At 33.9% G+C, this 23,273-nt stretch carries 24 protein-coding genes; 17 read left to right on the forward strand and 7 right to left on the reverse strand.

Features of this window, described 5'->3' with window-relative positions:
- Positions 1-295 precede the first annotated feature (295 nt).
- Positions 296-787, forward strand: coding sequence for a hypothetical protein (locus HYN56_RS15100; protein WP_109192933.1), 492 nt, complete (start codon positions 296-298; stop codon positions 785-787).
- 126 nt (positions 788-913) lie between these two features.
- Here the strand turns inward: HYN56_RS15100 and HYN56_RS15105 are convergent, their stop codons facing one another.
- Both HYN56_RS15105 and HYN56_RS15110 read right to left on the reverse strand, forming a co-directional pair.
- Positions 914-2,020, reverse strand: coding sequence for an NADH:flavin oxidoreductase (locus tag HYN56_RS15105; RefSeq protein WP_109192934.1), 1,107 nt, complete (start codon positions 2,018-2,020; stop codon positions 914-916).
- Positions 2,021-2,027: 7 nt separating this feature from the next.
- Positions 2,028-2,330, reverse strand: coding sequence for an ArsR/SmtB family transcription factor (locus HYN56_RS15110; protein WP_091496855.1), 303 nt, complete (start codon positions 2,328-2,330; stop codon positions 2,028-2,030).
- A 305-nt stretch (positions 2,331-2,635) separates the two neighbouring features.
- On the opposite strand from HYN56_RS15110, the gene HYN56_RS15115 reads away from it, so the two are divergent.
- Both HYN56_RS15115 and HYN56_RS15120 read left to right on the forward strand, forming a co-directional pair.
- Complete coding sequence (locus HYN56_RS15115; protein ID WP_109192935.1) at positions 2,636-3,124, forward strand: TlpA family protein disulfide reductase; 489 nt, start codon at positions 2,636-2,638, stop codon at positions 3,122-3,124.
- Between the two features lie 60 nt (positions 3,125-3,184).
- Positions 3,185-3,589 carry a lysozyme inhibitor LprI family protein gene (locus HYN56_RS15120; protein ID WP_109192936.1) on the forward strand — a complete coding sequence of 135 codons (405 nt, stop codon included), beginning with the start codon at positions 3,185-3,187 and terminating at the stop codon, positions 3,587-3,589.
- Between the two features lie 66 nt (positions 3,590-3,655).
- On the opposite strand, the gene HYN56_RS15125 is transcribed toward HYN56_RS15120, so the two are convergent.
- Positions 3,656-4,036, reverse strand: coding sequence for a hypothetical protein (locus HYN56_RS15125; RefSeq protein ID WP_109192937.1), 381 nt, complete (start codon positions 4,034-4,036; stop codon positions 3,656-3,658).
- Between the two features lie 212 nt (positions 4,037-4,248).
- Between HYN56_RS15125 and galA the strand changes: the two genes are divergently transcribed.
- The 5 genes from galA (at position 4,249) to HYN56_RS15150 (ending at position 11,402) form a co-directional block, all read left to right on the forward strand.
- Complete coding sequence (gene galA / locus HYN56_RS15130; protein WP_109192938.1) at positions 4,249-7,065, forward strand: beta-galactosidase GalA; 2,817 nt, start codon at positions 4,249-4,251, stop codon at positions 7,063-7,065.
- A 255-nt stretch (positions 7,066-7,320) separates the two neighbouring features.
- On the forward strand, positions 7,321-8,190 hold the full coding sequence (locus tag HYN56_RS15135) for a helix-turn-helix domain-containing protein (protein ID WP_109192939.1): 870 nt from the start codon (positions 7,321-7,323) through the stop codon (positions 8,188-8,190).
- A gap of 400 nt (positions 8,191-8,590) precedes the next feature.
- Positions 8,591-8,998 carry a cupin domain-containing protein gene (locus tag HYN56_RS15140; protein WP_109192940.1) on the forward strand — a complete coding sequence of 136 codons (408 nt, stop codon included), beginning with the start codon at positions 8,591-8,593 and terminating at the stop codon, positions 8,996-8,998.
- A 178-nt stretch (positions 8,999-9,176) separates the two neighbouring features.
- A complete protein-coding gene (locus HYN56_RS15145) occupies positions 9,177-10,229 on the forward strand; it encodes an NAD(P)-dependent alcohol dehydrogenase (RefSeq protein WP_109192941.1) in 1,053 nt (350 codons plus the stop codon).
- Positions 10,230-10,418: 189 nt separating this feature from the next.
- Positions 10,419-11,402, forward strand: coding sequence for an aldo/keto reductase (locus tag HYN56_RS15150; protein WP_109192942.1), 984 nt, complete (start codon positions 10,419-10,421; stop codon positions 11,400-11,402).
- Between the two features lie 182 nt (positions 11,403-11,584).
- Here the strand turns inward: HYN56_RS15150 and HYN56_RS15155 are convergent, their stop codons facing one another.
- Positions 11,585-12,172, reverse strand: coding sequence for a DUF4142 domain-containing protein (locus HYN56_RS15155; protein WP_109192943.1), 588 nt, complete (start codon positions 12,170-12,172; stop codon positions 11,585-11,587).
- Between the two features lie 572 nt (positions 12,173-12,744).
- Here HYN56_RS15155 and HYN56_RS15165 point away from each other — a divergent pair.
- The 5 genes from HYN56_RS15165 to HYN56_RS15185 all read left to right on the forward strand — a co-directional run bounded on the left by HYN56_RS15165 (position 12,745) and on the right by HYN56_RS15185 (position 15,751).
- A complete protein-coding gene (locus HYN56_RS15165) occupies positions 12,745-13,194 on the forward strand; it encodes a hypothetical protein (protein WP_109192945.1) in 450 nt (149 codons plus the stop codon).
- A 201-nt stretch (positions 13,195-13,395) separates the two neighbouring features.
- On the forward strand, positions 13,396-13,635 hold the full coding sequence (locus tag HYN56_RS15170) for a DUF7218 family protein (RefSeq protein ID WP_109192946.1): 240 nt from the start codon (positions 13,396-13,398) through the stop codon (positions 13,633-13,635).
- A 41-nt stretch (positions 13,636-13,676) separates the two neighbouring features.
- Positions 13,677-14,771: a DNA topoisomerase IB gene (locus tag HYN56_RS15175; protein ID WP_109192947.1), complete on the forward strand. Its 1,095-nt coding sequence runs from the start codon at positions 13,677-13,679 to the stop codon at positions 14,769-14,771.
- A gap of 80 nt (positions 14,772-14,851) precedes the next feature.
- Positions 14,852-15,013 (forward strand): DUF1328 domain-containing protein, encoded by a 162-nt coding sequence (locus HYN56_RS15180; protein ID WP_109192948.1) that lies wholly within the window; start codon positions 14,852-14,854, stop codon positions 15,011-15,013.
- A 93-nt stretch (positions 15,014-15,106) separates the two neighbouring features.
- Positions 15,107-15,751, forward strand: a complete 645-nt coding sequence (locus HYN56_RS15185; RefSeq protein ID WP_109192949.1) for a DUF5661 family protein — start codon at positions 15,107-15,109, stop codon at positions 15,749-15,751.
- Positions 15,752-15,808: 57 nt separating this feature from the next.
- Here the strand turns inward: HYN56_RS15185 and HYN56_RS15190 are convergent, their stop codons facing one another.
- Positions 15,809-16,369, reverse strand: coding sequence for a hypothetical protein (locus tag HYN56_RS15190; protein ID WP_109192950.1), 561 nt, complete (start codon positions 16,367-16,369; stop codon positions 15,809-15,811).
- Positions 16,370-16,557: 188 nt separating this feature from the next.
- On the opposite strand from HYN56_RS15190, the gene HYN56_RS15195 reads away from it, so the two are divergent.
- The 3 genes from HYN56_RS15195 to HYN56_RS15205 all read left to right on the forward strand — a co-directional run bounded on the left by HYN56_RS15195 (position 16,558) and on the right by HYN56_RS15205 (position 18,652).
- A complete protein-coding gene (locus HYN56_RS15195; RefSeq protein ID WP_109192951.1) occupies positions 16,558-17,139 on the forward strand; it encodes a YciE/YciF ferroxidase family protein in 582 nt (193 codons plus the stop codon).
- Between the two features lie 68 nt (positions 17,140-17,207).
- Positions 17,208-17,939, forward strand: coding sequence for a DNA-formamidopyrimidine glycosylase family protein (locus tag HYN56_RS15200; protein WP_109192952.1), 732 nt, complete (start codon positions 17,208-17,210; stop codon positions 17,937-17,939).
- Entirely contained in the window at positions 17,936-18,652 is a 717-nt protein-coding gene (locus tag HYN56_RS15205) for a DUF72 domain-containing protein (protein WP_109192953.1), read from the forward strand. The genes HYN56_RS15200 and HYN56_RS15205 overlap by 4 nt, the downstream gene beginning before the upstream one ends.
- Positions 18,653-18,930: 278 nt before the next feature.
- Here HYN56_RS15205 and HYN56_RS15210 read toward each other — a convergent pair whose 3' ends face one another.
- On the reverse strand, positions 18,931-19,431 hold the full coding sequence (locus tag HYN56_RS15210) for a pyridoxamine 5'-phosphate oxidase family protein (RefSeq protein WP_109192954.1): 501 nt from the start codon (positions 19,429-19,431) through the stop codon (positions 18,931-18,933).
- Positions 19,432-19,633: 202 nt separating this feature from the next.
- Here HYN56_RS15210 and HYN56_RS15215 point away from each other — a divergent pair, with 202 nt between their 5' ends.
- Positions 19,634-20,065, forward strand: a complete 432-nt coding sequence (locus tag HYN56_RS15215) for a response regulator (RefSeq protein WP_109192955.1) — start codon at positions 19,634-19,636, stop codon at positions 20,063-20,065.
- A 4-nt stretch (positions 20,066-20,069) separates the two neighbouring features.
- On the opposite strand, the gene HYN56_RS15220 is transcribed toward HYN56_RS15215, so the two are convergent.
- Complete coding sequence (locus HYN56_RS15220; RefSeq protein ID WP_167398318.1) at positions 20,070-23,270, reverse strand: PAS domain S-box protein; 3,201 nt, start codon at positions 23,268-23,270, stop codon at positions 20,070-20,072.
- Between the last annotated feature and the right edge of the window lie 3 nt (positions 23,271-23,273).

The following is a 23,273-nucleotide window of genomic DNA, read 5'->3' on the forward strand; positions in this document are numbered from 1 at the left end:
GCCCGGGCTTTAAGGTTTATATAATTTATCTATTTAATTTACAGTTGTGAATACGTTGAATTATATGCATAGCCTTTCCGAGCAGATAGTATTGCATAATAATAAGTGCTGAAAAATGGAAGACGTAATATGCTGTTCAAGAATTTCATGACTGCAAAGATAAAATTTTTAATTGTAAATTTTAAAATTATTCTGAACCCCATTCTTCAGAAGCTCACAAAAACTTTTTTATTGAATCTTTCAAAAATCATTAAATCTCTTAATTTTGTCTTTATCATATTTTAAAAAAAACAGGATGAATTTAGAAATATTTAAAGATAGACTTTTGAATTTACAACCTTCCTTAAGTGATTTATTATCAGAAGGATATAGTCAATATGGTGCTCTAGATATTTTAAATAATGAATATATACTCAAACCAAAAGAAGTACAAAATCATTATGATTCATTATTGTTAGATTTTATAAATAATTATGATTTACAATTTTTTAGAGTTAGGAATATTTTTTTTGATGATATTTTGAGATATCTTAAAGGATATTTATTGATAGCGGGAATTGATGGTGGATATTTGGGACTGGACGAAAGTACGGGATATATTTATATAATTTATGCCGATGAAATAGATAATATTAATACGCTGTTTGTTGAAAATGAAGAACAGTTTTTTGAAATTTTATTAATATTCGCTGAATATTCTAGTATAGGTTCTGAAGATGAAATTGAAAAATATTTGGAGCGCTGTGAAAATGTTTGCTTGTTAGGAAGTTATGATTACTTCTTTTGATTTTTTATTAACGTAAAGATAAAAAGGGATAAACAATTAAGTTTATCCCTTTTGTATTTAAAAGCAAAGTTTAGTAGAAAACCTCTGTCCCTTTGAACCTTTGCCACTTTGTACCTTAAAAAAAACTTACTCTAAAACCAATTGTCCTAAAGCTTCTTTGCTAAAGCCTTTTAGCTCATCAGTTTTCCCTGCTTTGATTTTAGCCACCCAATTCGGATCAGATAAAAGCGGTCTTCCAACGGCAACCAAATCAAAATCGCCTCTGTCGAAACGTCTGTTTAATTCTTCTAAAGAAGTCGGCTGAGAGCTTTCTCCCGCAAAAGCACCGAAGAAATCACCGGAAAGCCCAACTGAACCTACTGTAATTGTTGGTGCTCCCGTTACTTTTTTAGCCCAACCAGCAAAGTTTAAATCAGAATCTTCAAATTCAGGTTCCCAGAATCTGCGTTGAGAAGCGTGTATAATATCAACACCGGCATCTACAAGAGGAGTAAGCCAGGCTTCTAATTCCTGCGGATTTTTAGCCAGTTTATAATTGTAATCAGAAGGTTTGAATTGAGAAAAACGCATAATAACTGCAAAATCATTTCCAACTTGTTTTCTGATTTCTTTGATTACTTCAATAGCAAAACGATTACGTTCCGGCAATGTTTTGCCACCGTAAATATCTTCACGTAAATTGGTTTCAGCTCTAAAGAATTGATCAATTAAATAACCGTGCGCACCGTGAATTTCAATTGTATCAAAACCTAATCTTTTGGCATCAGCGGCAGCTTTACCAAATGCAAGAATAGTATCTTCGATATCTTTTTCAGACATGGCAACACCATTTCTGAAATCAGGACGATTCAATCCCGACGGACCTTCGAAAGGAACTGGTGGAACCCATCCTGAATGATGGTTGTCCATAATTCCCATATGCCAGATTTGCGGTCCCATTTGTCCGCCTGCTGCATGAACTTCTTCGATCACTTTTTTCCAGCCATTTAAAGCTAAATCGCCATAAAAATGAGGAACATTTGCATCATTTGATGATGAAGGTCTGTTAATTACAGTTCCTTCAGATAAAATTAAACCAACTTCACCTTCCGCTCTTTTTTGATAGTAAGCGGCTACTTCGTCAGTTGGAACTCCATTAGGAGAAAAAGAGCGCGTCATTGGCGCCATTACGATTCTGTTTTTCAGGTTTAACGTTTTTAAGTTAAACGGAGAAAAAAGGTTGTTTGTACTCATAGTAATTTTACAAATTAGATTGAATTAATTTACTAAGTGCTTCAAAGGCACCTTCGTTGCGTTTATAGTAAGTCCATTGTCCCACACGCTTGGCTTCGATAAAACCGGCGCGTTGTAAAATAGACAGATATTCTGAAACTGTCGATTGTGTTAAACCAGCCTTCGCCTGAATCTGACCCACACAAACTCCGTGTTCAAATCCGGCATGTTCCAGCTGACCGGGAAAATTAATTTCCGGTTCTTTTAACCATTCCAGCATTTGTAGTCTGGACTTGTTAGATAAAGCTTTAAAAATTTCTATTGTTTCCATGGTGCAAATATATCGACTTTTCCCGATATACCAATTAAGAGAAATTTATTTAGCATAATTTTATGATTGAGGAAAGAGAAAATGCTGAGATGCTTAGAATTTTAGTAAAGAAAATTTATATTTGTTTTTGTATTCTATTCTCATTTTATGTCATTTCGACGAAGGAGAAATCACACTCGTAAATCGACAAAGATTGACGACATACTTTGCGGAATTTCTAGTGTGATTTCTCCTTCGTCGAAAAATGACAAACAATGCGGTTATAGCAAAATTTAATTACCCTCAAATCAAATTAAACTTAAATTATGAAAAAACCGCTACTCATTTTAGCATTTTTATGTTGTGTAATAACCAATTCAAAAGCACAAGTTGTAGGTGTTGATGTTGGCGACATCGCTCCAGAAATTGACCTTCCGGATACAAAAGGAGAAAAAGTTGCACTTTCTTCTTTAAGAGGTTCCTTAGTTTTAGTAGACTTTTGGGCTTCGTGGTGTGGGCCTTGTATTAAAGAACAGCCTTTATTACTAAAATTGCATAATGCTTATCCAGACAAATTATCTGTTTATGGAGTTTCAATGGATACCAAAAAACCATTGTGGACTGGAGCCATTGCAAAAGGGAAATTACCGTGGACAAACGTAAGTGACTTAAAATACTGGCAGTCTCCGGTTGTAGGAGATTATATGTTACAATCGGTTCCTTTAAACTTTTTGGTTGATAAAAATGGCATTATATTAGCTAAAAATATTCATGGAAAAGCGCTTGAAGATATGGTGAAAAGTATTTTGGAATAAACAGTTGTTGATTCAAAGAGGTATTTTGTCATCGGCAATAATAATTAAATAATTAAGATTATGATTAAAAAGACACTTTTAGCAGTATTGGTTTTGGTTTCGCTTAAATCCAATTCACAGACACTGGAAACAGTTTCAAAAATGAAATTGAATTATCAGAAATGTTTGGATAAAGGAAACAATATGAGTGGTTGTTCCATAAATTATTACAATCAATCCGATAGTTTGCTAAATGTGGTTTATAAAAATCTGAAAGAGAAAATAAGTTCCAAAGAACAATCAAAATTGAAAAAAGAACAATTAGAGTGGCTTAAAAAAAGAGATGTATATTTTGAAAAAGTCTATTCGGATACTAAAAAAGAAGGACATTTTATTGAAGGAACCCGAGACTTTGAAATGGTCGTTTTTGATGAAAAAGCCAATTTTGTTTTCGGACGAGTAAAAGAACTGATTAAGAGAAATTAGATTTTTGATGGTCAGTTTTTAACCAAAATAAAAAGCCCAATTGATTGCAATTGGGCTTTTCTCTTTTTAAGACTCTTTGATTGGTTTTTTAACCCCGCCAAAACTCGTTTTCAGCATTTCTCTAATCTGAAATTGAGTTTTGTTTCCCGATGCACTTTTCCACTCTTTAAGATCAAAAATATGAATCTGATCTGCGTAAGGATTTGTTAGAAATGAAATTCTGGAAATCGCATATTTATAATATTTCAATTCATGAGATACATGTCGGTTTGGAACGACTATCAGAATATTTTCCCATTTCAGGAAATCCTTTGCAACATCACTTCTTTCTGTTAATCCTAAAGATTCAAAAAAAGCAACAATCTTTTGATCATTAAGCTCGCTAATCTTATGATCCAGGGTTTTAAATTTACTGTGGAGTCTATTTTCGTTTATAATAGTACTCATAATAATTCTTGCTTTTTTTATGATTTTAAGATAAAGTTACATCAAAAGAAAATTATTCTTGAATCTTAAGCCATTAGATTCATTCTAAATTTTAAAGGCCTGTTTAGAAGCATTATTATGAATGAGTTATCAGCTTTTGATAAAATACTATTAATCTCTTTATATTAAAAAACTTATTTTTATGGCTATTTGATTTACTAACAACCGCTTTTATGAAAACCACTTCTGTTGCAAAAACTTTACTTTCATTTTTTCTGTTATTATCGTTTTGGGTTTCAGCTCAGAAATCGGAAAGAGAATTAATTTTAATTGATAAAGACTGGCGATTTTCGTTTGGACATTTATATGATACAGAAAAAGATTTTGGACATGCTACAGGCTATTTTTCTTATTTAACCAAAACAGGTTTTGGAGATGGACCTGCAGCAAAAGATTTTGACGACCGGGCATGGAGAAAATTGGATCTTCCTCACGATTGGGCGGTTGAACAGCCTTTTAGCGAAAGCGCCAGTTTTAGTCATGGATTTAAGGCAGCAGGTAAAAATTATCCTGAAAAAAGCATTGGCTGGTACAGAAAGAAAATCAATATTCCGGAAAGTGATTTAGGTAAGATTATATCCATAAAATTTGATGGTGTTTTTAGAAATTCCAAAGTATTTTTTAATGGATTTTATCTCGGAACAGAACAAAGCGGTTATAACGGTTTTGAATACGATGTAACGGCTTATGTCAATTATGGTGGAGAAAATACAATCGTTGTCCGTGCCGATGCTTCTATGGAAGAAGGCTGGTTTTATGAGGGAGCAGGGATTTACAGACATGTGTATTTACAGAAAACAAATCCGATTCATGTTAAGGCAAATGGAACTTATGTCACTTCTGAATTGAAAAATAATGATGCAGAAATAACGGCAGAAGTTTCTATGGAAAATAAAGGGAATTTTACAGGATCGTTAGAAGTTATTCAAACTATTTTTGATGGTTCGAACAAACAGATTGTGACAAATTCTGAAAAAGTTACTGCGCCTGAATTTTATAAAACAGCAACTTTTACTTCAAAACTAAATGTAAAAAATCCACTTTTGTGGGATATTGATACTCCAAATTTATATCGTTTGGTTGCTCAAATTCAGCAAAATGGAAAAGTAATTGACAGTTATGAAACTACTTTTGGAATCAGAACCATTAAGTTTGATGCTGAAAATGGTTTTTTCCTTAACGGAAAACCTTTAAAACTGAAAGGAACCAACAATCATCAAGATCATGCAGGAATTGGTACGGCATTGCCAGATGAAATTCAGTATTATAGAATTAAAAAGCTCAAAGAAATGGGTTCAAATGCGTATCGTTGTTCGCATCATCCACCGACTCCTGAATTATTGAAAGCTTGTGACGAATTAGGAATGTTGGTGATTGATGAAACCCGTTTAATGGGAATTAACGATTATCATTTAAATGATTTACAGCGAATGATGGAACGTGACCGAAATCATCCCAGTATTTTCTGCTGGTCGGTTGGAAATGAAGAATGGAATATTGAAGGAGGTATTGTAGGTGAAAGAATTACCAATGTAATGCAGAATTTTGCCAAAAGTATCGATCCGACAAGACCAGTAACAGTTGGAATTAGCAGTGGATTTAAAAGTGGGATTTCGTCTGTAGTTGAAATTATGGGTTATAATTATCTTGGAAACGGAGATATTGATGCACATAGAAATCAGTTTAAAAATCAGCCCGGAATGGGAACGGAGGAAGGTTCTACGTTTGCAACCCGAGGGATTTATTTTACAGACGATGCCAAACATTACCAAAGTGCTTATGACAAAAAGCCAAGACCGACTTTTTACAGTATAGAAGAAGGCTGGAAGTTTTATTCGGAACGTCCTTATCTGGCCGGAATGTTTATTTGGACGGGTTTTGATTATCGAGGAGAACCAACGCCTTATGGCTGGCCATCGGTAACTTCGTATTTCGGAATGATGGATGTCTGCGGTTTTCCTAAAGACAATGTTTTTTATCTGAAATCCTGGTGGGGAAAAGAACCTGTTTTGCATCTATTACCGCATTGGAACTGGAATGGAATGGAAGGCACAGCAATTGATGTCTGGGCGTATTCAAATTGCGATGAAGTGGAACTTTTCCTAAACAAAAAGAGCCTTGGAAAAAAGAAAATGGAACAAAACGGCCATTTAGAATGGAAAGTAAATTATACGCCGGGAACTTTAGAAGCCGTAGGTTATAAAAACGGTAAAAAAGTACTGACTGAAATTCAGAAAACCACAGGAAAAGCCGAAAATATAAAATTGTCTTTGGATAAAGAAAATGTTGTAAAAGGAAATGTTTCTGTAGTTACAGTTGAAGTTACAGATAAAAATGGCTTACATGTTCCCATCGCAAACGATGAAATCGAATTTGCGATAAAGGGCGGTAAAATTTTAGGCGTAGGAAATGGTAATCCAACTTCACTAGAAAACGATCAGTTTATAGATGATTTGGCTTTGGTTTCGATAACGAATTTTCAGGAACAAAAAGGAACAACTTCGGTTTTGCCTCAGCAATTATCAAATTACCCGGAAAGTGAATGGATAACTGCTTTTAAAGACCGTGATTACAAAAAACAAGCGTCAAGTTATATTTATAGAGGGGAATTTGAATTGAAAAATAATTCGGTTAAAAATACGGTAAGTTTCTTCTACAAGAAAATAGGTGTAGAAACCGTTGTTTTTGTAAACGGAACTAAAGTAGAACCAAGTAAAGAAGATGCTCAAAAATATACTTTTAATACAGCGATTTTAAAAGAAGGAAAAAATACGATTCATATAGTAGCAACGCCTTTGCTAAAAGTAAAAGACTGGGACGTTATGAATACAGACCCTGGAGTTATTCAGATTATAACTCCAGCAGAGCCTTGGAAAAGAAAGCTTTTTAATGGTTATGCCCAAATCATTATCCAAAAAGAGGATAATGCCAAAGAAGTTATTTTATCCGCTTCCGCGAAAGGATTAAGAACCGGAAGCTTGAAGAATTAATTTTTAACCGCAAGGAGCGCTAAGATTTACGCAAAGCACGCAAAAAAAGAACAATAGAATCTCGCAAAGTCGCTAAGACGCAGAGTTTTCCAATTTCTTTGCGTCTTAGCGACTTTGCGAGATCATTTTCTTCTATAAAAAAAAACTTGCGAACCTTGCGTAAATCTTAGCGCTCCTTGCGGTTAAACCTGAAACTTAAAACCTGAAACAAAAATAAACCAAAATAATATTGTTTGATTTTCATAACTTTGCAAAATGAATAATCAGACAGAAACTCAGAATTGCGATTTTACTTCAGATTTAAAAATGAAGGGATTTAAAGTGTATCCTATAAATGGGGATTTTAGTAAAGTTCCCGTTTACAGCCGAAGAGACTTTTATAAAATCTGCATCAATACCAGTAAAAGCCTTATACAATACGCCGACCGTGGAATAGAAACCGACGGAAGTATCTTGTTTTTTGGTAATCCGATTATTCCATATTCCTGGGAAACGCTTTCTGAGACTTATGAAGGTTATGCCTGTGTTTTTACAGAAGAATTCCTGAGAGCAAATGACCGTTCTGAAACCTTGCAGGAATCGCCTTTGTTTAAAATAGGAGGAACGCCAATTTTTTCTTTAAACGCTGAGCAAAAGGTTTTTATAGACTCATTATTCCAAAAAATGATTCAGGAATATGAAACCGATTATGTTTTTAAAGACGATTTGATGCGCAGTTATGTCAATTTGATTATTCACGAATCTATGAAGATGCAGCCTTCTGAGAATTTCTTCAAACATAAAAATGCCTCTTCGAGAATTACCTCTTTGTTCCTAGAATTATTAGAAAGACAATTTCCGATAGAAACCAAAAATGAGCCATTAACATTAAAGACACCGCAGGATTACGCGCAAAGTCTAGCCGTTCATGTCAATCATTTAAATCGTTCTGTGAAAGAAATTACAGGAAGACCAACAACAGCTCATATTACAGACCGAATTATAAACGAAGCCAAAGCATTATTACAGCATACCGATTGGAGTATTTCTGATATCGGTTATTCACTTGGATTTGAATATCCGAGTTATTTTAACAACTATTTTAAAAGGCTTACTGGAACGGTTCCAAAATCACTTCGTATGTAAATTGTTTCAATTTCATAATTTTTTGTTTGAATATTGTTATTTTTCAGAAGCATTGTTAGCCTAATTTTGCCTCTGAAATTACAGTATTAATCATTTATCAGCTTTTAACGGACTAAATAACTACTTCATAAAGCGTCTTCTAGCTTTCTCCAATTTAGTTTCCTGATTCTGATAATTCCTAAAACCGAAAAAATTATGAAAAACTCTGAAATGAATTAACAACTCTATTTTCTAAAGCGAGATTCAGCTTTTAGAATATTTTACACCAACTGGAAGGGAAATTAACCAAACAGTGAATTTATACATTATACAAAAAAGAATAATGGTTTATTCTTAACGTTTTGGTAATGAATAATATATAAGTTTAAAATAAAATCAAACTCAAAAAATAAGTAAATTTATGTCAACAAATTATTCAGCCGTTATCGAAGAAGGAAAAGTCCCGAACACCTATATGACGGGTGACGTTTCCTATAAAAAACAAACCAGTGATATTCATCCAGAAAACACTGTTGTAAAGGAAGTGACTTTCGAGCCTTGCGCAAGAAGTAATTGGCATAGTAATGCAGGCTTGCATATGCTGATTGCAAAAGAAGGAAGTGGTTATTATCAGGAAAGAGGAAGTGCAGTGAGAATGCTTAAAAAAGATGAAGTCGTGACTATTTTACCAGGTATAGAACACTGGTACGGTGCCACTCCGTTTGAGAAATTCTCTTATGTAGCCATTATTACAGAAGTAGATAAAGGTCACGGCGTTTGGATGGAACCCGTAACCGATGGAGAGTATTTTCTCTTAAGTAGTTTCTAGTAAAGTTGCTAAGGTTCTAAGATACTGAGATTCTAAGTTTTTTTGCTTGATGCATAAATCTCGCAAAGTCGAGAAGTCGCAGAGTTTTATTTTCTTGCGTGCTTTGCGTAAACTTTTGCGCTCTTTGCGGTTAAACCTGAAACCTGAAACAAAAAAACTAAACAAATTATAAAAAAAAATGGAAACAAAAAGCATTAAAGCCTTTGGTACAGAAGCAGCCGAAGCACCCTTACAAACCTTAGATATTCAAAGAAGAGCAGTACAGGCACACGATGTTGAAATCGAAATTTTATACTGCGGAATCTGTCACTCAGACTTACATACAGCTAGAAACGAATGGCATGGAACCATTTATCCGATTGTTCCCGGACATGAAATTGTGGGTCGTATTACAAAAATAGGAGAACATGTAAAAGGTTTCAAAGTTGGCGATCTGGCAGGAGTAGGTTGTATGGTAGATTCTTGCAGAGAATGCGAACATTGTAAAAATGATCAGGAGCAGTTCTGTGACGAAGGAAATATTCAGACATTTAATTCGCCAGACAAACATTTAGGAGGACAAACTTACGGAGGTTATTCTCAGAGTATTACAGTTGATGAAAGCTTCGTTCTGCACATTTCAGACAAATTAAATCTTGCTGCTGTAGCGCCACTATTGTGTGCAGGAATCACAACTTATTCACCATTAAAACACTGGAAAGTAGGACCTGGTCAAAAAGTAGGAATCGTTGGAATTGGAGGTCTTGGACATATGGGAATCAAAATAGCAAAAGCTATGGGAGCTCACGTTGTGGTTTTTACGACTTCATTATCTAAAACCGATGATGCCAAACGTCTTGGAGCAGATGAGGTTGTATTATCTACAGACGAAACACAAATGGCAAAACATGCCAGAAGTTTAAACTTTATTTTAGACTGCGTTTCTGCTGAACACAATATCGATGCTTATTTAAATTTACTAAAAGTTGATGGAACACTTACACTTGTTGGTGCGCCGATGGAGCCGCTTCCTGTAACCTCTTTCAGTTTGATTTTAGGAAGAAGAAGTTTCTCAGGCTCACTAATTGGAGGAATTAAAGAAACTCAGGAAATGCTTGATTTCTGTGCAGAGCACAACATTACATCAGATGTAGAAGTAATTGGCGTAAATGATGTGAATGATGCCTACGAAAGATTATTAAAAGGAGACGTTAAATATCGATTTGTGATTGATATGGAGTCTTTGAAATAGGTTCAAAGTGACAAAGTAACAAAGGTTCAGAGGCTTTTCTTTAAGAAATTTTTGAGCTTTTGTCAAACCAATAAAAAAGAATTTAAAACTAGGTTTAATGTGACAGGGATTTAAACTTGCAAAGGTTTTTATTAAGAAACCTTTGCAACTCTGTCCCTTTGCACCTTTGTACCTAAAAAAAGAAAAAAAATGCAAACACGTAAACTAGGAAATAGCGGTCTGGAAGTCTCAGCACTGGGACTGGGCTGTATGGGAATGAGTTTTGGATATGGTCCTGCTCATGACAAAAATGAAATGATCAGTCTTTTGCGTTCATCGTATGAAAAAGGAATTACTTTTTTTGATACTGCAGAATGTTACGGACCTTTTTTGAATGAAGAGTTGCTGGGTGAGGCTTTAGCGCCTTTTCGCGATAAAATTGTAATTGCAACTAAATTCGGTTTTTTGGAAGGAGATTCTAAAAAAGGATTAGACAGCCGTCCGGAATGGATTAGAAAAAGTATTGAAGGCTCATTAAAAAGATTGAATACTGATGTAATTGATTTGTATTATCAACATCGTGTAGATCCGAATGTTCCAATCGAGGATGTTGCAGGAACTATCAAAAATTTAATTCAGGAAGGAAAAGTGAAACATTTCGGACTTTCAGAAGCTGGCGCAGAAAGTATTCGTCGTGCGCATGCGATTCAGCCTGTTACAGCCTTGCAGAGTGAATATTCACTTTGGTGGAGAACACCGGAAGAAGAAATTTTCCCAACCTTAGAAGAACTCGGAATTGGATTTGTGCCTTTCAGTCCGTTGGGAAGAGGTTTTCTAACCGCAAAAATTGATGAAAATACGCGATTTGACAGTACAGATTTTAGAAATTCACTGCCACGTTTTGCTCCTGAAGCAAGAAAAACAAATCAGGCTTTTGTTGATTTATTAGGAAAAATGGCTGCTGACAGAGGAGTAACAAACGCACAAATGGCATTGGCATGGAATCTGGCTCAAAAACCATGGATCGTTCCGATTCCAGGAACAACCAAACTGCATCGCTTAGAAGAAAATCTTGGTGCACTAAATTTGCAGCTTTCAGCACAAGACCTTAAAGAAATTGATGAAGCAGCTTCCAAAATAACAATTGAAGGAGCAAGATATCCGGAACAGTTGCAGAAGATAGCTGGGAAATAAATTTCAGAGATACTTAGACTCTAAGATGCTAAGCTACTAAGTTTCAAAAAACAACCCCCTTAAGCAATTCAACTCTTAAGGGGGTTTTTAGCGAAGATTTGAGGGGTTTAGAACTAAATTGTGAAAAAAATCTACTCAAACTCCGCTGCTTAAAATAAAATAAATAACCAATTAAATTTATTTTACTTTTTATCCAGATTTTGCTTCAATAGTTTTGCATGCTCTAGATGTGCTGTTAAACCCGCAATATTGTTAGATGCCCACGTTTTTACATCTTCGTCTACCGCATTTTTAGAGGCGTCTTGAAGTTTATTAATTGCTTTTTCGTGACCATCGATCATCATATCTGCGAATTTTTTATCAAAATCTACACCTGATTTTTCGTTTAGCTTTTTATATTCCTCTTGACCTTCTTCTGTTAGCGAAGTTGGTAAAGTAAAGTTTTTTGCTTTCGCTAAAGCGCTTACCTCTGAAGCTGATTTGGTATGCTCATCAACAAGCATTTTACCAAATTTTTTCACTTCCGGATTGGTACTTTTACTTTGTGCCAGTTTTCCTATTTCGATTTCAGCCAAATTGATTTCAGCCTGATCTACTAAAAATTCAGAATCATCTTCTTTACTGTCTATAGAATCAAATTTAGCCTCGTTTGCATCTTCTGCAACTTCTTTTGGGTCTTCTTGTTTGGTTTCGTTTTTACAAGATTGAAGGAATATAATAATTAATCCTGCTCCTAAAATGGCTTTTCCGGCTAATAATAACTTTTTCATGATTGTATGGTTTAAATGTTATGATGTAAAATTATTGAGAAGCTGTAAGAAAATTTTACAGGATTTTTGAAGATTGTTATATTATTTAGATGAAAAAGTTTGTAATATATTTATATTAGCAGATACAGATATTTAGAGATATTGGGTAAATTAAAAGAGGTGACTGTTATTGATTTATGAGAAGTATTTATATTTTTGTAAGAATTTTCTTTTTTTTTTGAGTTTTTTGTCTCTGCATTAATTTTTTCTCTCCACTTGGTTTAGAGAGAAAGCTATCGAAGCAGCTTTAAGTTAGGGAGAACTGCAAAAACTTCCAAATAATGCCAATATCACACATTGGGAAAAAGAGGAAGCATGTTTAGTAGACTGTTTATAATTGAATTTACTTGTTCTGATTCACAGATAATAAAATGGATGCAGGAAAGTAAAGGATTTAAAAATAATAAACCGATAAAAGAAGATGCACCTTCATATATGAGATTCATCCCAAAAAAGGTGCTTATGGCGGAAAAATTAAGATTAAGGGAAATAGAGTTTTAATTGATATGAATTGGAGTTAATTAAAATTATTTATGGAAATCAGATCGAAATTTAGAAAGTTATTTTGGGTAAGAATTGGAATCGGTTTTTTACTTTTTATTTTTACATTATATCTATGCTTAAATAGTATTTCTCAATATTCACAACTTAGTAAAAACCCTGTTTTTATAGTATCGTCTGTGTTTTTGCTATTATTCTTTTTTGCAGCATTGGATTTAATTAATGTTTTCAAACTAATCGTTACAGATCAGGAAATCGAAAGAATATTTGTCCTATCTGGACGTAAAGAAAAAATTCCTTTCACGTCTATTACTAGTTTGAAAAATAAAAAAATAAGGATGCAAACTAAATCAGGTCATCTTACAGATGGTTATACTTTTACTATTTTGGAATTAGATGACAATAATATCATAATAATTTCACCTGATAATTTTTCCAATTATAAAGAGATTATGTCAGCTATTAGAAGCAAACTGGAATAAATATGATAATTTGATTTTTATAGCTTTTGCGAAAGAATCCCGCCATTACAATGAGCGGGATTTTTTTATATCCAGCCTTTCACAATTCCCATCCCACAAATATGAAATTTCCAACAAAAATTCTGTAACGAAATTCTTTCGCTTTCGGATGAACTTTGTATTATAAGATTTTAAAAATACAAACCATTAAAATTTAAAGTCATGCCAAATCCTAGAATTAAAAATGAAGAGCAATATGAAGCGTTGGTAAAAAAAGGATACAGCAAAGAAAAATCTGCTCGTATTGCCAATACGCCGGATGCAGGAAAGAAAGGTGGAAAAGCGAAACCTTATGAAGAATGGACAAAAGAAGAGCTTCAAAAACAAGCTTCTAGAGTCGGAATCAAAGGAAGATCTTATATGAACAAAAAAGGACTTATAGAGTCTCTTAGAAATAATTAAAATTCAATTCATTTTATCGATGTGATAAAAATACAAATACCATGAACGCAGCAAGAAAAGAATTATTAATGAACCAGCTGATAAAAGCGCCACATTTAGTGATCGAAAAACTAGATCTGGAGTATATAAATGACAATCAGCTGACGATTGTACGCTGCCGCGAAGGTGAAGATTTTGTCTATAAAAAGAATGGACGAAATGTCAAATCGAAATCGGAATTGAAAAGAATAAAAAGTTTGGTTTTACCTCCAGCATGGGAAAATGTTCGTATTGCCGATTGCACAAACGGACATTTACAGGCAGTAGGAGTAGACGATAAAAAAAGAAAACAATATCGTTATCATCCAAAATGGAATTTGATTCGGAATCAAACCAAATTTTATAAAATAGCCGAATTTGGCGCTAAACTTCCATCGATCAGAAAACAAGTTGATATTGATTTGGAAAAGAAAGAATGGTCGAAAGAAAAAGTTACAGCTTTGGTAATTAGGTTAATGGAGGAAACGCATATTAGAATCGGAAACGAGAAATATGCCAAAGACAATAAATCATACGGACTTTCTACTTTAAGAAAACGCCACATCAATATCAATAAAAATTCGCTTCGGTTTGAGTTTATCGGTAAAAAAGGAAAACTACATACGATTACAACCCGAAACAAAAAATTGATAAAACTCGTAAGCCGATGTGAAGAAATTCCGGGTTGGGAAGTTTTTAAATATTACGACAAAAACGGCGAAAAGAAAGTATTGGACAGCCACATGGTTAATGAATATCTCCATGAAATTTCAGGTGAATATTTCAGTGCAAAAGATTTTAGAACCTGGGCAGCGTCGATTATATTTTTTGAAAGTTTGATGGAATTAGGAGTTACTTCTGATGAAAAAGAGATCAAACAAAATGTTATAACAGCCTTTGACTTAACCGCTGAAGCATTAGGAAATACAAGAAAAGTCTGCAAAGATTATTATGTGCATCCGCTTTTAATTTCAACTTACGAAGATGGAACTATTCAGAAGTATTTTGATAAAGTAAAGAAAAGCCGAAGTACAAAGAAATATTTTTCAAGAACAGAAACCGCGTTTTCTGAATTGATTCAGAATTATCAAATCGATTTGGAATCACCGTGTCAATAATATGGAGTTACTGCATCTCTCTAAAAGCTTAAAAGGTTGACATACAAACAAAAATCATTATTAACTAAAAAACTATTATTATGTTACGTTGGACAGTCATTTTTATTATTCTAGCCATAGTGGCGGGAATATTTGGTTTTGGCGGAATTGCCGCTGGAGCAGCTAGTATTGCTAAAATTTTATTCTTCATATTTTTAGTATTATTTATTATCTCGTTAATCTCAGGAAGATCAAGAGTATAAAGAAGAATATCAGTAAATAAAGAACAAACTACAACGGCACATTTATTTCGATAATGTGTCGTTTGTGGTTTCAATAAAGAAAAAATATCAATCATGGGAACAAAAAGCGGTGCTTATCAGGATGTTTATATCAAAAGAGATGATGAGATGGTAAGCCTTAAAAATGATGTAACAGACTTTTGCGAAAAATACATTAAACCGGTTCATCCTAAAAATTGGGATTGGTCGGTTCGTGATTTTGAGAATCCTAAAAATGATCCCACTATTGCTGAAGCAAGAGCAATTGCGAACGTAGTTTTTAAAGATTTAAATAGTAAAAAAACAGATGTTGATCTTTCGACTATGAATAATGTGCATGCCATAAGAGCCTATTTGGATCCAAAAAGTAAACACGAAGCTTTTAATATGGAAGAATTTGCTTTTGCCTTAAAAGTAGAATTAGAACATGGCAGGGTAAAAGATGTTAATGTAACCAACAATCATCCTTTTTTAACCGCGATGATTGCATTGGCACACATGACCGAAAGTTTGACTTATTATAAAAGATTAAAAGTGATGGAAGCTGAGGGCGAAATCTATGAAATTGTGCGAAAGTTGGAAACTTCTCCAACAGGAAAAGAGCAATGGTATATAGAATTAGGCAAAGCAGAACAGGAACTTAATGAAGCGAGAGCAGGTCTGGCAGAACGCCTGGCGCGAATGGACGATATCCCGGTATTAAAAATTATTGGCGATTAATTAAATTTTAAACTCAAAAAGCCGTTAAGAATTTTTCTTAACGGCTTTTTTAATTGTTTAGTAGAACCTTCTTTGGTCTTCCTTTGTAAATTTATTTTTTTTCTTTGGACGTTGCACATCGTCTTCGACATAATTGTTGTTTTCATAATCTTCATCATCGTCGATGTCTTCTAAAACATCTTCGGTTTCATTAAAGTCATTTTCGAATGTATCAGCAGGATTGTCAAATTCGTCGTTTTCAACTTCATCATCTAAATCCTCTTCGATGTATTCCTCTTCGTCATCAAACTCATCGTCAAATTCTTCTCCTTCTTCCAAAACCACTTCATAGACATCGTCATCGGTATCTTCCAAATCTCTGTCATTATGAAAATCGTCATTTAAATCATCCAAATCATCATCATCATAACCATTAATTTTTTCATCAGGATTTGGTTTATTCGGATTATGGCCGTCTCGAACAGTATAACCTCGCTCTGCATCTTCAGCATTACTACTTTGGGTTCTCTCCGTATTTAAGTCATAAAGTTCCTCATTCATGACAGTGTTTCTGTCTGAAGTATTTGGATTTCCCGGATCTTTAGGAAAAGGGCTGTTTCTTTTATCTTTAGTATCCATGATATTCAATTTTAGTAATTTATATTTTCAAATTTAAGTCTGAATGACTTAGAAATTATTATACGATTGTTTGATGTAATTGTATAATTAACAGATGCTTAGAATGAAATTTAAAGAAGGAATCATATAACCAGTCTGATTTTTCAGTAGGTAATTTTATCATCTTATTAATCATAAAAATTATTACCATGAAAACTACAGAGAATACTACGAATAGTAAAAAAGCCACTGCAAATGAAACAACGCCTAGAGGCGTTACAAAACCAAAATCGAATGCAGCTTCTGGACTTACAGAATTATTTGAAGATGGCTTAAAAGATATCTATTGGGCAGAAAAAGCTTTGACCAAAGCATTGCCAACAATGGTTAAAAATGCTTCTTCAGTAGAATTGAAAGATGCAATTGACAATCATTTAACCGAAACCGAAGAACAAATTACTCGTCTAGAGGAAGTTTTTAAAATTCTAGGCAAAAAAGCCACAGCTAAAAAATGTGATGCAATGGAAGGTCTTATTGAAGAAGCCAAAGGAATGCTGGAAGAAACCGAAATTGGCGTAGTGCGCGATGCCGCAATTATTGCCGCGAGCCAAAAAATTGAGCATTATGAAATTGCGACATACGGTACATTGAGACAATTTGCCGAAACTTTAGGATTGCCGGAAGCTGCGACACTTTTAGAGCAGACACTCGATGAAGAAAAAGGTGCAGATAAAATTCTAACAGAGGTTGCCGTAAATGCAGTGAATCTTGAAGCTGCCGAAATTGAGTAAAAAATAAAATATATTTATAAGTGCAGTTTTCGGACTGCACTTTTTTATACAAACCTAAAGAAAATTATATGCCCGAAGGTCCTTCCATAGTGATTTTAAAAGAAGATGTGCAGCAATTTACCGGAAATAAAATCATTTCTGTTTCCGGAAATGCGAGTATTGATATTTCCCGACTAAAAGATAAAACGATTAATACCTTCAAAACCTGGGGTAAACATTTTTTAATTTGTTTTGATTCTTTTACCGTTAAAATTCATATGCTGATGTTTGGCACTTATAGAGTTAACGAACGTAAAGAATCAACGCCGCGTTTAAGTCTGGTTTTTGAAGATGGAGAACTCAATTTCTACACCTGTTCCGTTAAATTCTTAGAAGGGGATATTAATTCTCATTATGATTGGAGTGTCGATGTAATGAATGAAAGCTGGAATCCAAAAAAGGCGCAAGTCAGTTTAGAAAAAATGCCGGATAAAACGATTTGTGATGTAATCCTGGATCAAAACATTTTTGCGGGAGTAGGGAATATCATTAAAAATGAAGTATTGTACCGCTGCTACGTTCACCCCGAATCTATAATTGGAAAAATTCCGCCAAATGAAATCAGTCAGATCATTGCCGAATGTTCGATTTATAGTTTTGAATTTTTGTATTGGAAAAAGAAATTTGAACTCAAACAACATTGGGAAGCTTACACCAAAAGTGTTTGTATGAGATGTAATCTGCCATTTCACAAAAAACAGACTGGAGACCGAAAACGCAGAAGTTTTTTCTGTTCCAATTGTCAAGAATTATACATATGAAAAATCAAGTTTTAATAGGTTGCTCGAGTTATTATAACAGCTTTTGGAAAAAAGTATTTTATCCGCAGACTTTGCCATCAAAAGAATGGTTTAATTTTTACTGCCAGCATTTTGATACTTATGAATTTAATGGCAGTTTTTATAAGTTTCCAACTCTTAAGATTTTTCAAAATTGGTATGATAAATCGCCTGACTTTTTTTTGTTTTCTATTAAAGTCCCAAAAGAAATTACGCATATCAAAAAACTTCAAGACTGTGAAAATCTTTTAAATGACTTTTATACTATTTGTAAAAATGGAATGAAGGATAAACTGGGAGCAATTTTGTTTCAATTTCCGCCTAGTTATGCTTTTAGTAAAGAAAAATTGAATAGTATAATTGACATTTTGAATTACGACTTTCAAAATGTAATTGAATTCAGACATGAAAGCTGGTGGAATGTAGAAGTCTGGAATTCTTTTAAAGAAAACAACATTACATTCTGCAGTGTGAGTCATCCCAATCTTCCACAGACTATCTTTAAAGATTTTCCTTTATTGTATATTAGATTTCACGGAATTCCCAAAATGTTTCATTCCAGTTATTCTACTGATGAGTTAACTGATATAAATAGTAATATTGATTCTACAAAGAAGGGATTTGTTTATTTTAATAATACAGCAAGTGAGGCTGGTATTTTGAATGCATTAGAATTAAAACGAATGAATGTTTAATTTTAGCTTAGGTGTTATGGAGCGCAAAGTTCGCTAAGAATACGCAAAGTCCACAAAGATTTTTTGAGAAATAGGTAAAAACCTCAAAGTCCGCAAAGCTTTTTTAATAAAACTTTGCGGACTTTAAGTTTTAAATATTTAGCCACTGATTAAAAAGATTATTAGGATTTTTTGAAATCTTTGTAATCCTTTAATCTGTGGCTAAAAAAAACTTTGCTCCCGATAGCTATCGGGATTGCGTATTCTTTGCGAACTTTACGGTTAAACCAACCCCACGATTAAAGTTTCAAAGTACCTTCAATTCCGTCATCCATTGTCTTTCCAGTAACAAAGGCGGCGGTCATTTTAGCAATAGCAACCATTTTACCGTTTTTGTTATTCCAATAATAACCGTCTTCCGGTACTACTTTGATTACACTTAAATTTGGATCGTCTTCGCCCCCAGGCATCCAGACTTTTACAATCGGACTCCATAATTCTTTAATCGTTTCTCGATCATACGAAATACTTGCCGTTCCATGTAATGTGAGGAATTTGTCGTGCGGTTCAGAAAAGAAAATTTCCACCGTTGGATTTAATGAAATTTCAGCATTTTGACTACTGTTTCGATCCGATAAAAACCAAAGTTGTCCTAAATCGTCTATTTTCTGCACAGACATTGGTCTTGATTGTAATCTATATTCATTGTATGTACAAAACATACAGGTTTTAATATGTTCTGCCAGATCTTTAATTTTATCGACAGCAAATTCGTCTGTAAGGTCTTTATGATCTCCCATGATGTTGTATTTTAAGTTTGTATTTGTCTAATAATTAATGAAATGTAAAGTTGGGATTTTTAATTTCTTTCTTATTATATAATAAAACATAGAAATTATGAGATTCCAATTTGAGATATTGTAGGAATTTAATTCAAAATTGGGCTTACCCCAAAAAAATACCCTATATTTGGAATGATTAAAATTTACACGCGAAAATACCATGGCTGATTACACTATATTATATACTGACGATGATGAAGATGATATCAGCATTTTTACAGACGCAGTAGATTCGATATCAAGAGAAATTAAATTACAGACCTATAGTGGAGGAGATAAACTGCTAAGCGCCATATTTAATCCGCCATCAACCCCTTATGTAGTTTTTCTAGATTTGAATATGCCAGGAAAAAATGGATTCGATGTTTTAGAAGAGCTTAGAAATTCCGACTATAAAAAAGATATTCCGGTTGTAATTTATTCTACTTCGAGCGAACCTGGAATCATTGAGAAATGCCGAGCTTTGGGAGCAAATGCCTTTATAACAAAACCGATTTTGATGAGTGATATTATCAAATCAATAGAACTAGCTATTCAGATTGAGTGGGATAAATTTATTCCAACCAAATCTAATTTTGTTTTCAAATTTTAATTTTTTACGATAAATCAGGGATAAAAACATTAAAAGTTGATCCTTTGTCTTTTTCGCTGGAAACGGTGACGAAACCTTTATGGTTTTCAACAATTTTCTTGACAATTGCAAGACCAATTCCAGTGCCTTTAAATTCGCTTTCGGTATTTAAACGCTGAAATACCTCAAAGATTTTTTCTTTGTATTCCATATCAAAACCAATTCCGTTATCCGAAACTTTCAGATGGTGATAGATTTTATCCTTAAATTCGGCATTTGGAATAGCACTTCCATTTACTTCTGTAACTGAGATTTGCACTCTTGGTGGAATACCGTTTCTAGAGAATTTTAAAGCATTTTCTACTAAATTGTGTAATAGTTGTCTGAATTGAAACTGAATCAATACAGCTTCTCCCAAATCATGGAATTCTACTTTAGCTTTCTTTTCTTCAATTTTTTCTGAGAAATCGCTGATTACTTCATCCAAAATGTCATTTATATTTACAGTTGTAAAAACACGATCGGCAGAATTTGCGCGGGAATAGGTCAATAAATCTTGTATAAGCGTCTGCATTTTTCTTGCCGATATTTCAATTCTAGACAAATAGGTTTTGGCATTCGCCGAAATATTCTGATCATCCAATTCGTTTAATCGGCTGGCGAAAGTTTGTATTTTTCTTAAAGGCTCCTGAAGATCATGACTTGAAATATAGGCGAAAGACTGCAGTTCAATATTCATATTGACTAAATCCCGATTTTGAATTTCGAGTTGAGTCGTACGATCAATAATTTGTTCTTCCAGTTGGTTGGTAAAGTTTTTTTGATCTTCGATATCAGTACTGGTTCCAACCCACATCGAAATTTTACCAAATTCATCTAATTGAGCGACTGCACGGCTTAGTTGCCAACGATATTCACCGTCATAACGCTTAAAACGATGTACAAAAAGAAAATCATGACCTGTTTTAACCGATTCCATCCAAAGTTTGACATTTTCTTCGCGATCGTCAGGATGTACGACTTGAAGCCATCCATTTTTTTCAATTTCATTTTTAGAATAACCGCAGTAATTATAAAAAGTTTCATTAAAATAATTCAGATTTCCAATTGCATCACTTGTCCAGATAAGCTGTGGAATAGAGTCGGCAAGGAGTCTGAATTTCTTCTCGCTTTTTTCCAAAACCTGCTGATTGTTTTTCTCGACCGTAATATCCATTACAGTTCCAATCATTTTGGCAGGTTCTTTATTTTCATCAAAAAACACTTTTCCGTGTACTTTTATCCAGCTGATGGTATTGTCTAATTTTAAAATACGGGCTTCATATCTGTAAATACTCGTTTTGAAAGCTTTGGCTAAAGCTTCTTCTATAATAGGTTCATCTTCTGGAAGAATTCGGCTTCTGATATCCTGATGTTCTAGTTTTTTATCTTTTTCAAAACCAAAAAGATCCAGTAAATTATCACTATAAATTAATTTTCTGGTTTGAAGATCCAAATCCCACATGGCAATTTCTCCAATTTCGGCAGCCAATCGGACTCTTTCTTCAGCAGTTTCCAGTTTTTTTCTGGCTTTTACTTTATTCGTAACATCATTAACAGTAACCATCACGCCCGATGATTTTCCATTTTTTTCGTAAAGCGGTGTGTATTCGTAATCTAAGTAGAATTTTTTGAGTTTTCCTTTAATATCAACATAAGCAATAGCTTCGTTTTCACGAATGGTTTTTCCATTATGAAGCACTTCATTTAATAATTCAGGATATTTTTGAGTGACTAGTTCTGGAAAAACTTCTATCAGCGGTTTTCCAATGACGTCTTTTTCTTCTTTCTGCCAAATGCTATAAATCATGGTCGTATTGGCCATTTCAATAATGTGATCATTTCCTCTAAAGATTGCCATTGCAATTGGAGATTCCATAACTATATTTCGAAAAGCCTTTTCACTTTCGGTCAAAAGATGCCTTCCTTTTACTTCTTCAGTTACTTCATAAGCTACGACAATAACTCCGGTAATAATGTCACTTTCTTTTAATGGATAAAAAACCAGATTAAAATAACCCAATTCTTCACTATTATAGCGGTTTAATGTCACAGGAAGTTCATCCGTATAATAAGGTACTCCTGTTTCAAAAACATTTTTTAATAAAGGAAAAACAGTCTCCTTAGCTTCTGGAACCGAATCAAAAATGGGTTTGTCGATTACATCACTTTCATTTTTATCAATAATATGAAGGTAAGTCGCATTCGCCATTTCTAAAACCAGATCTTCTCCCTTTAGAATACCAATTCCAAGTGGAAGCTGTTTTACGGTATTTCTGAAACGTTTTTCGCTTTCTTCGACAGTATGACGTGCATTGACCTGAGGTGTAACATCATTGGCAATAGCCAAAATACCAGATATTTCGCCGTTAGATTCCTTTAAGGCTTCATAAGTCACATTGATAAAATGGGTTAAAATATTGCCTTTTCGGTATAATTTCACAGGTAGTTCCTGAGCAGTAAAAGTTTCTCCTGTAGTGTAAACTTCTCTTAAAATTTCTTCCAATCCCTGATCGCGAACTTCAGGAAGTGCATCAAAAACGGGTTTATGAAGAACTTCTTCTTCCTTTTTTTCCCAAATTTCGAGCATTAGTTTATTGGCGATTTCAATAGTATGATTTGAACCTCTAAAAATACACATCGCGTTGGGAGCCTGTAAAATGCTGTTTAAGTAACGTTCATTGCTTTCTTTGAGCTTTTGGTTGGTTAAAACCTTATCTGTAGTTTCATTACAGATTACCAATACTCCCGAAGTTTTTCCTTCCTCATCATTTACAGGACTGTAGCTGAAAGTCCAATAAACGTCTTCCATTTTACCGTTTCTATAAATGGGTAACAATTGATCTTCGTGCCAGGTTGCTTCGCTTTGAGTCAACACCTGATTGATTAAAGGTTGAATAAAATCCCAAATTTCCGACCAGAAATCGGCTCCTTTTTCTCCGAGTATTGCAGGATGTTTGCCATCGTTTCCTAAACTTGGACGATAGGCATCATTATAAAAACAAATATGATCTGGACCCCAAAACAAAAACATTGGAAATTTAGAATTTAATAAAATCCCCAAAGTAGTACGAAGACTTTGAGGCCAAAATTCTACTGGTCCAATGGGTGTTTTGCTCCAATCTTTGGCTCGGGTAAGTTCTCCCATTTCTCCTCCATTTGCCAAAAAATCATAATTGTTATTCATTAA

This window comes from Flavobacterium crocinum (assembly GCF_003122385.1).
GTDB classification, from domain to species: Bacteria; Bacteroidota; Bacteroidia; order Flavobacteriales; family Flavobacteriaceae; genus Flavobacterium; species Flavobacterium crocinum.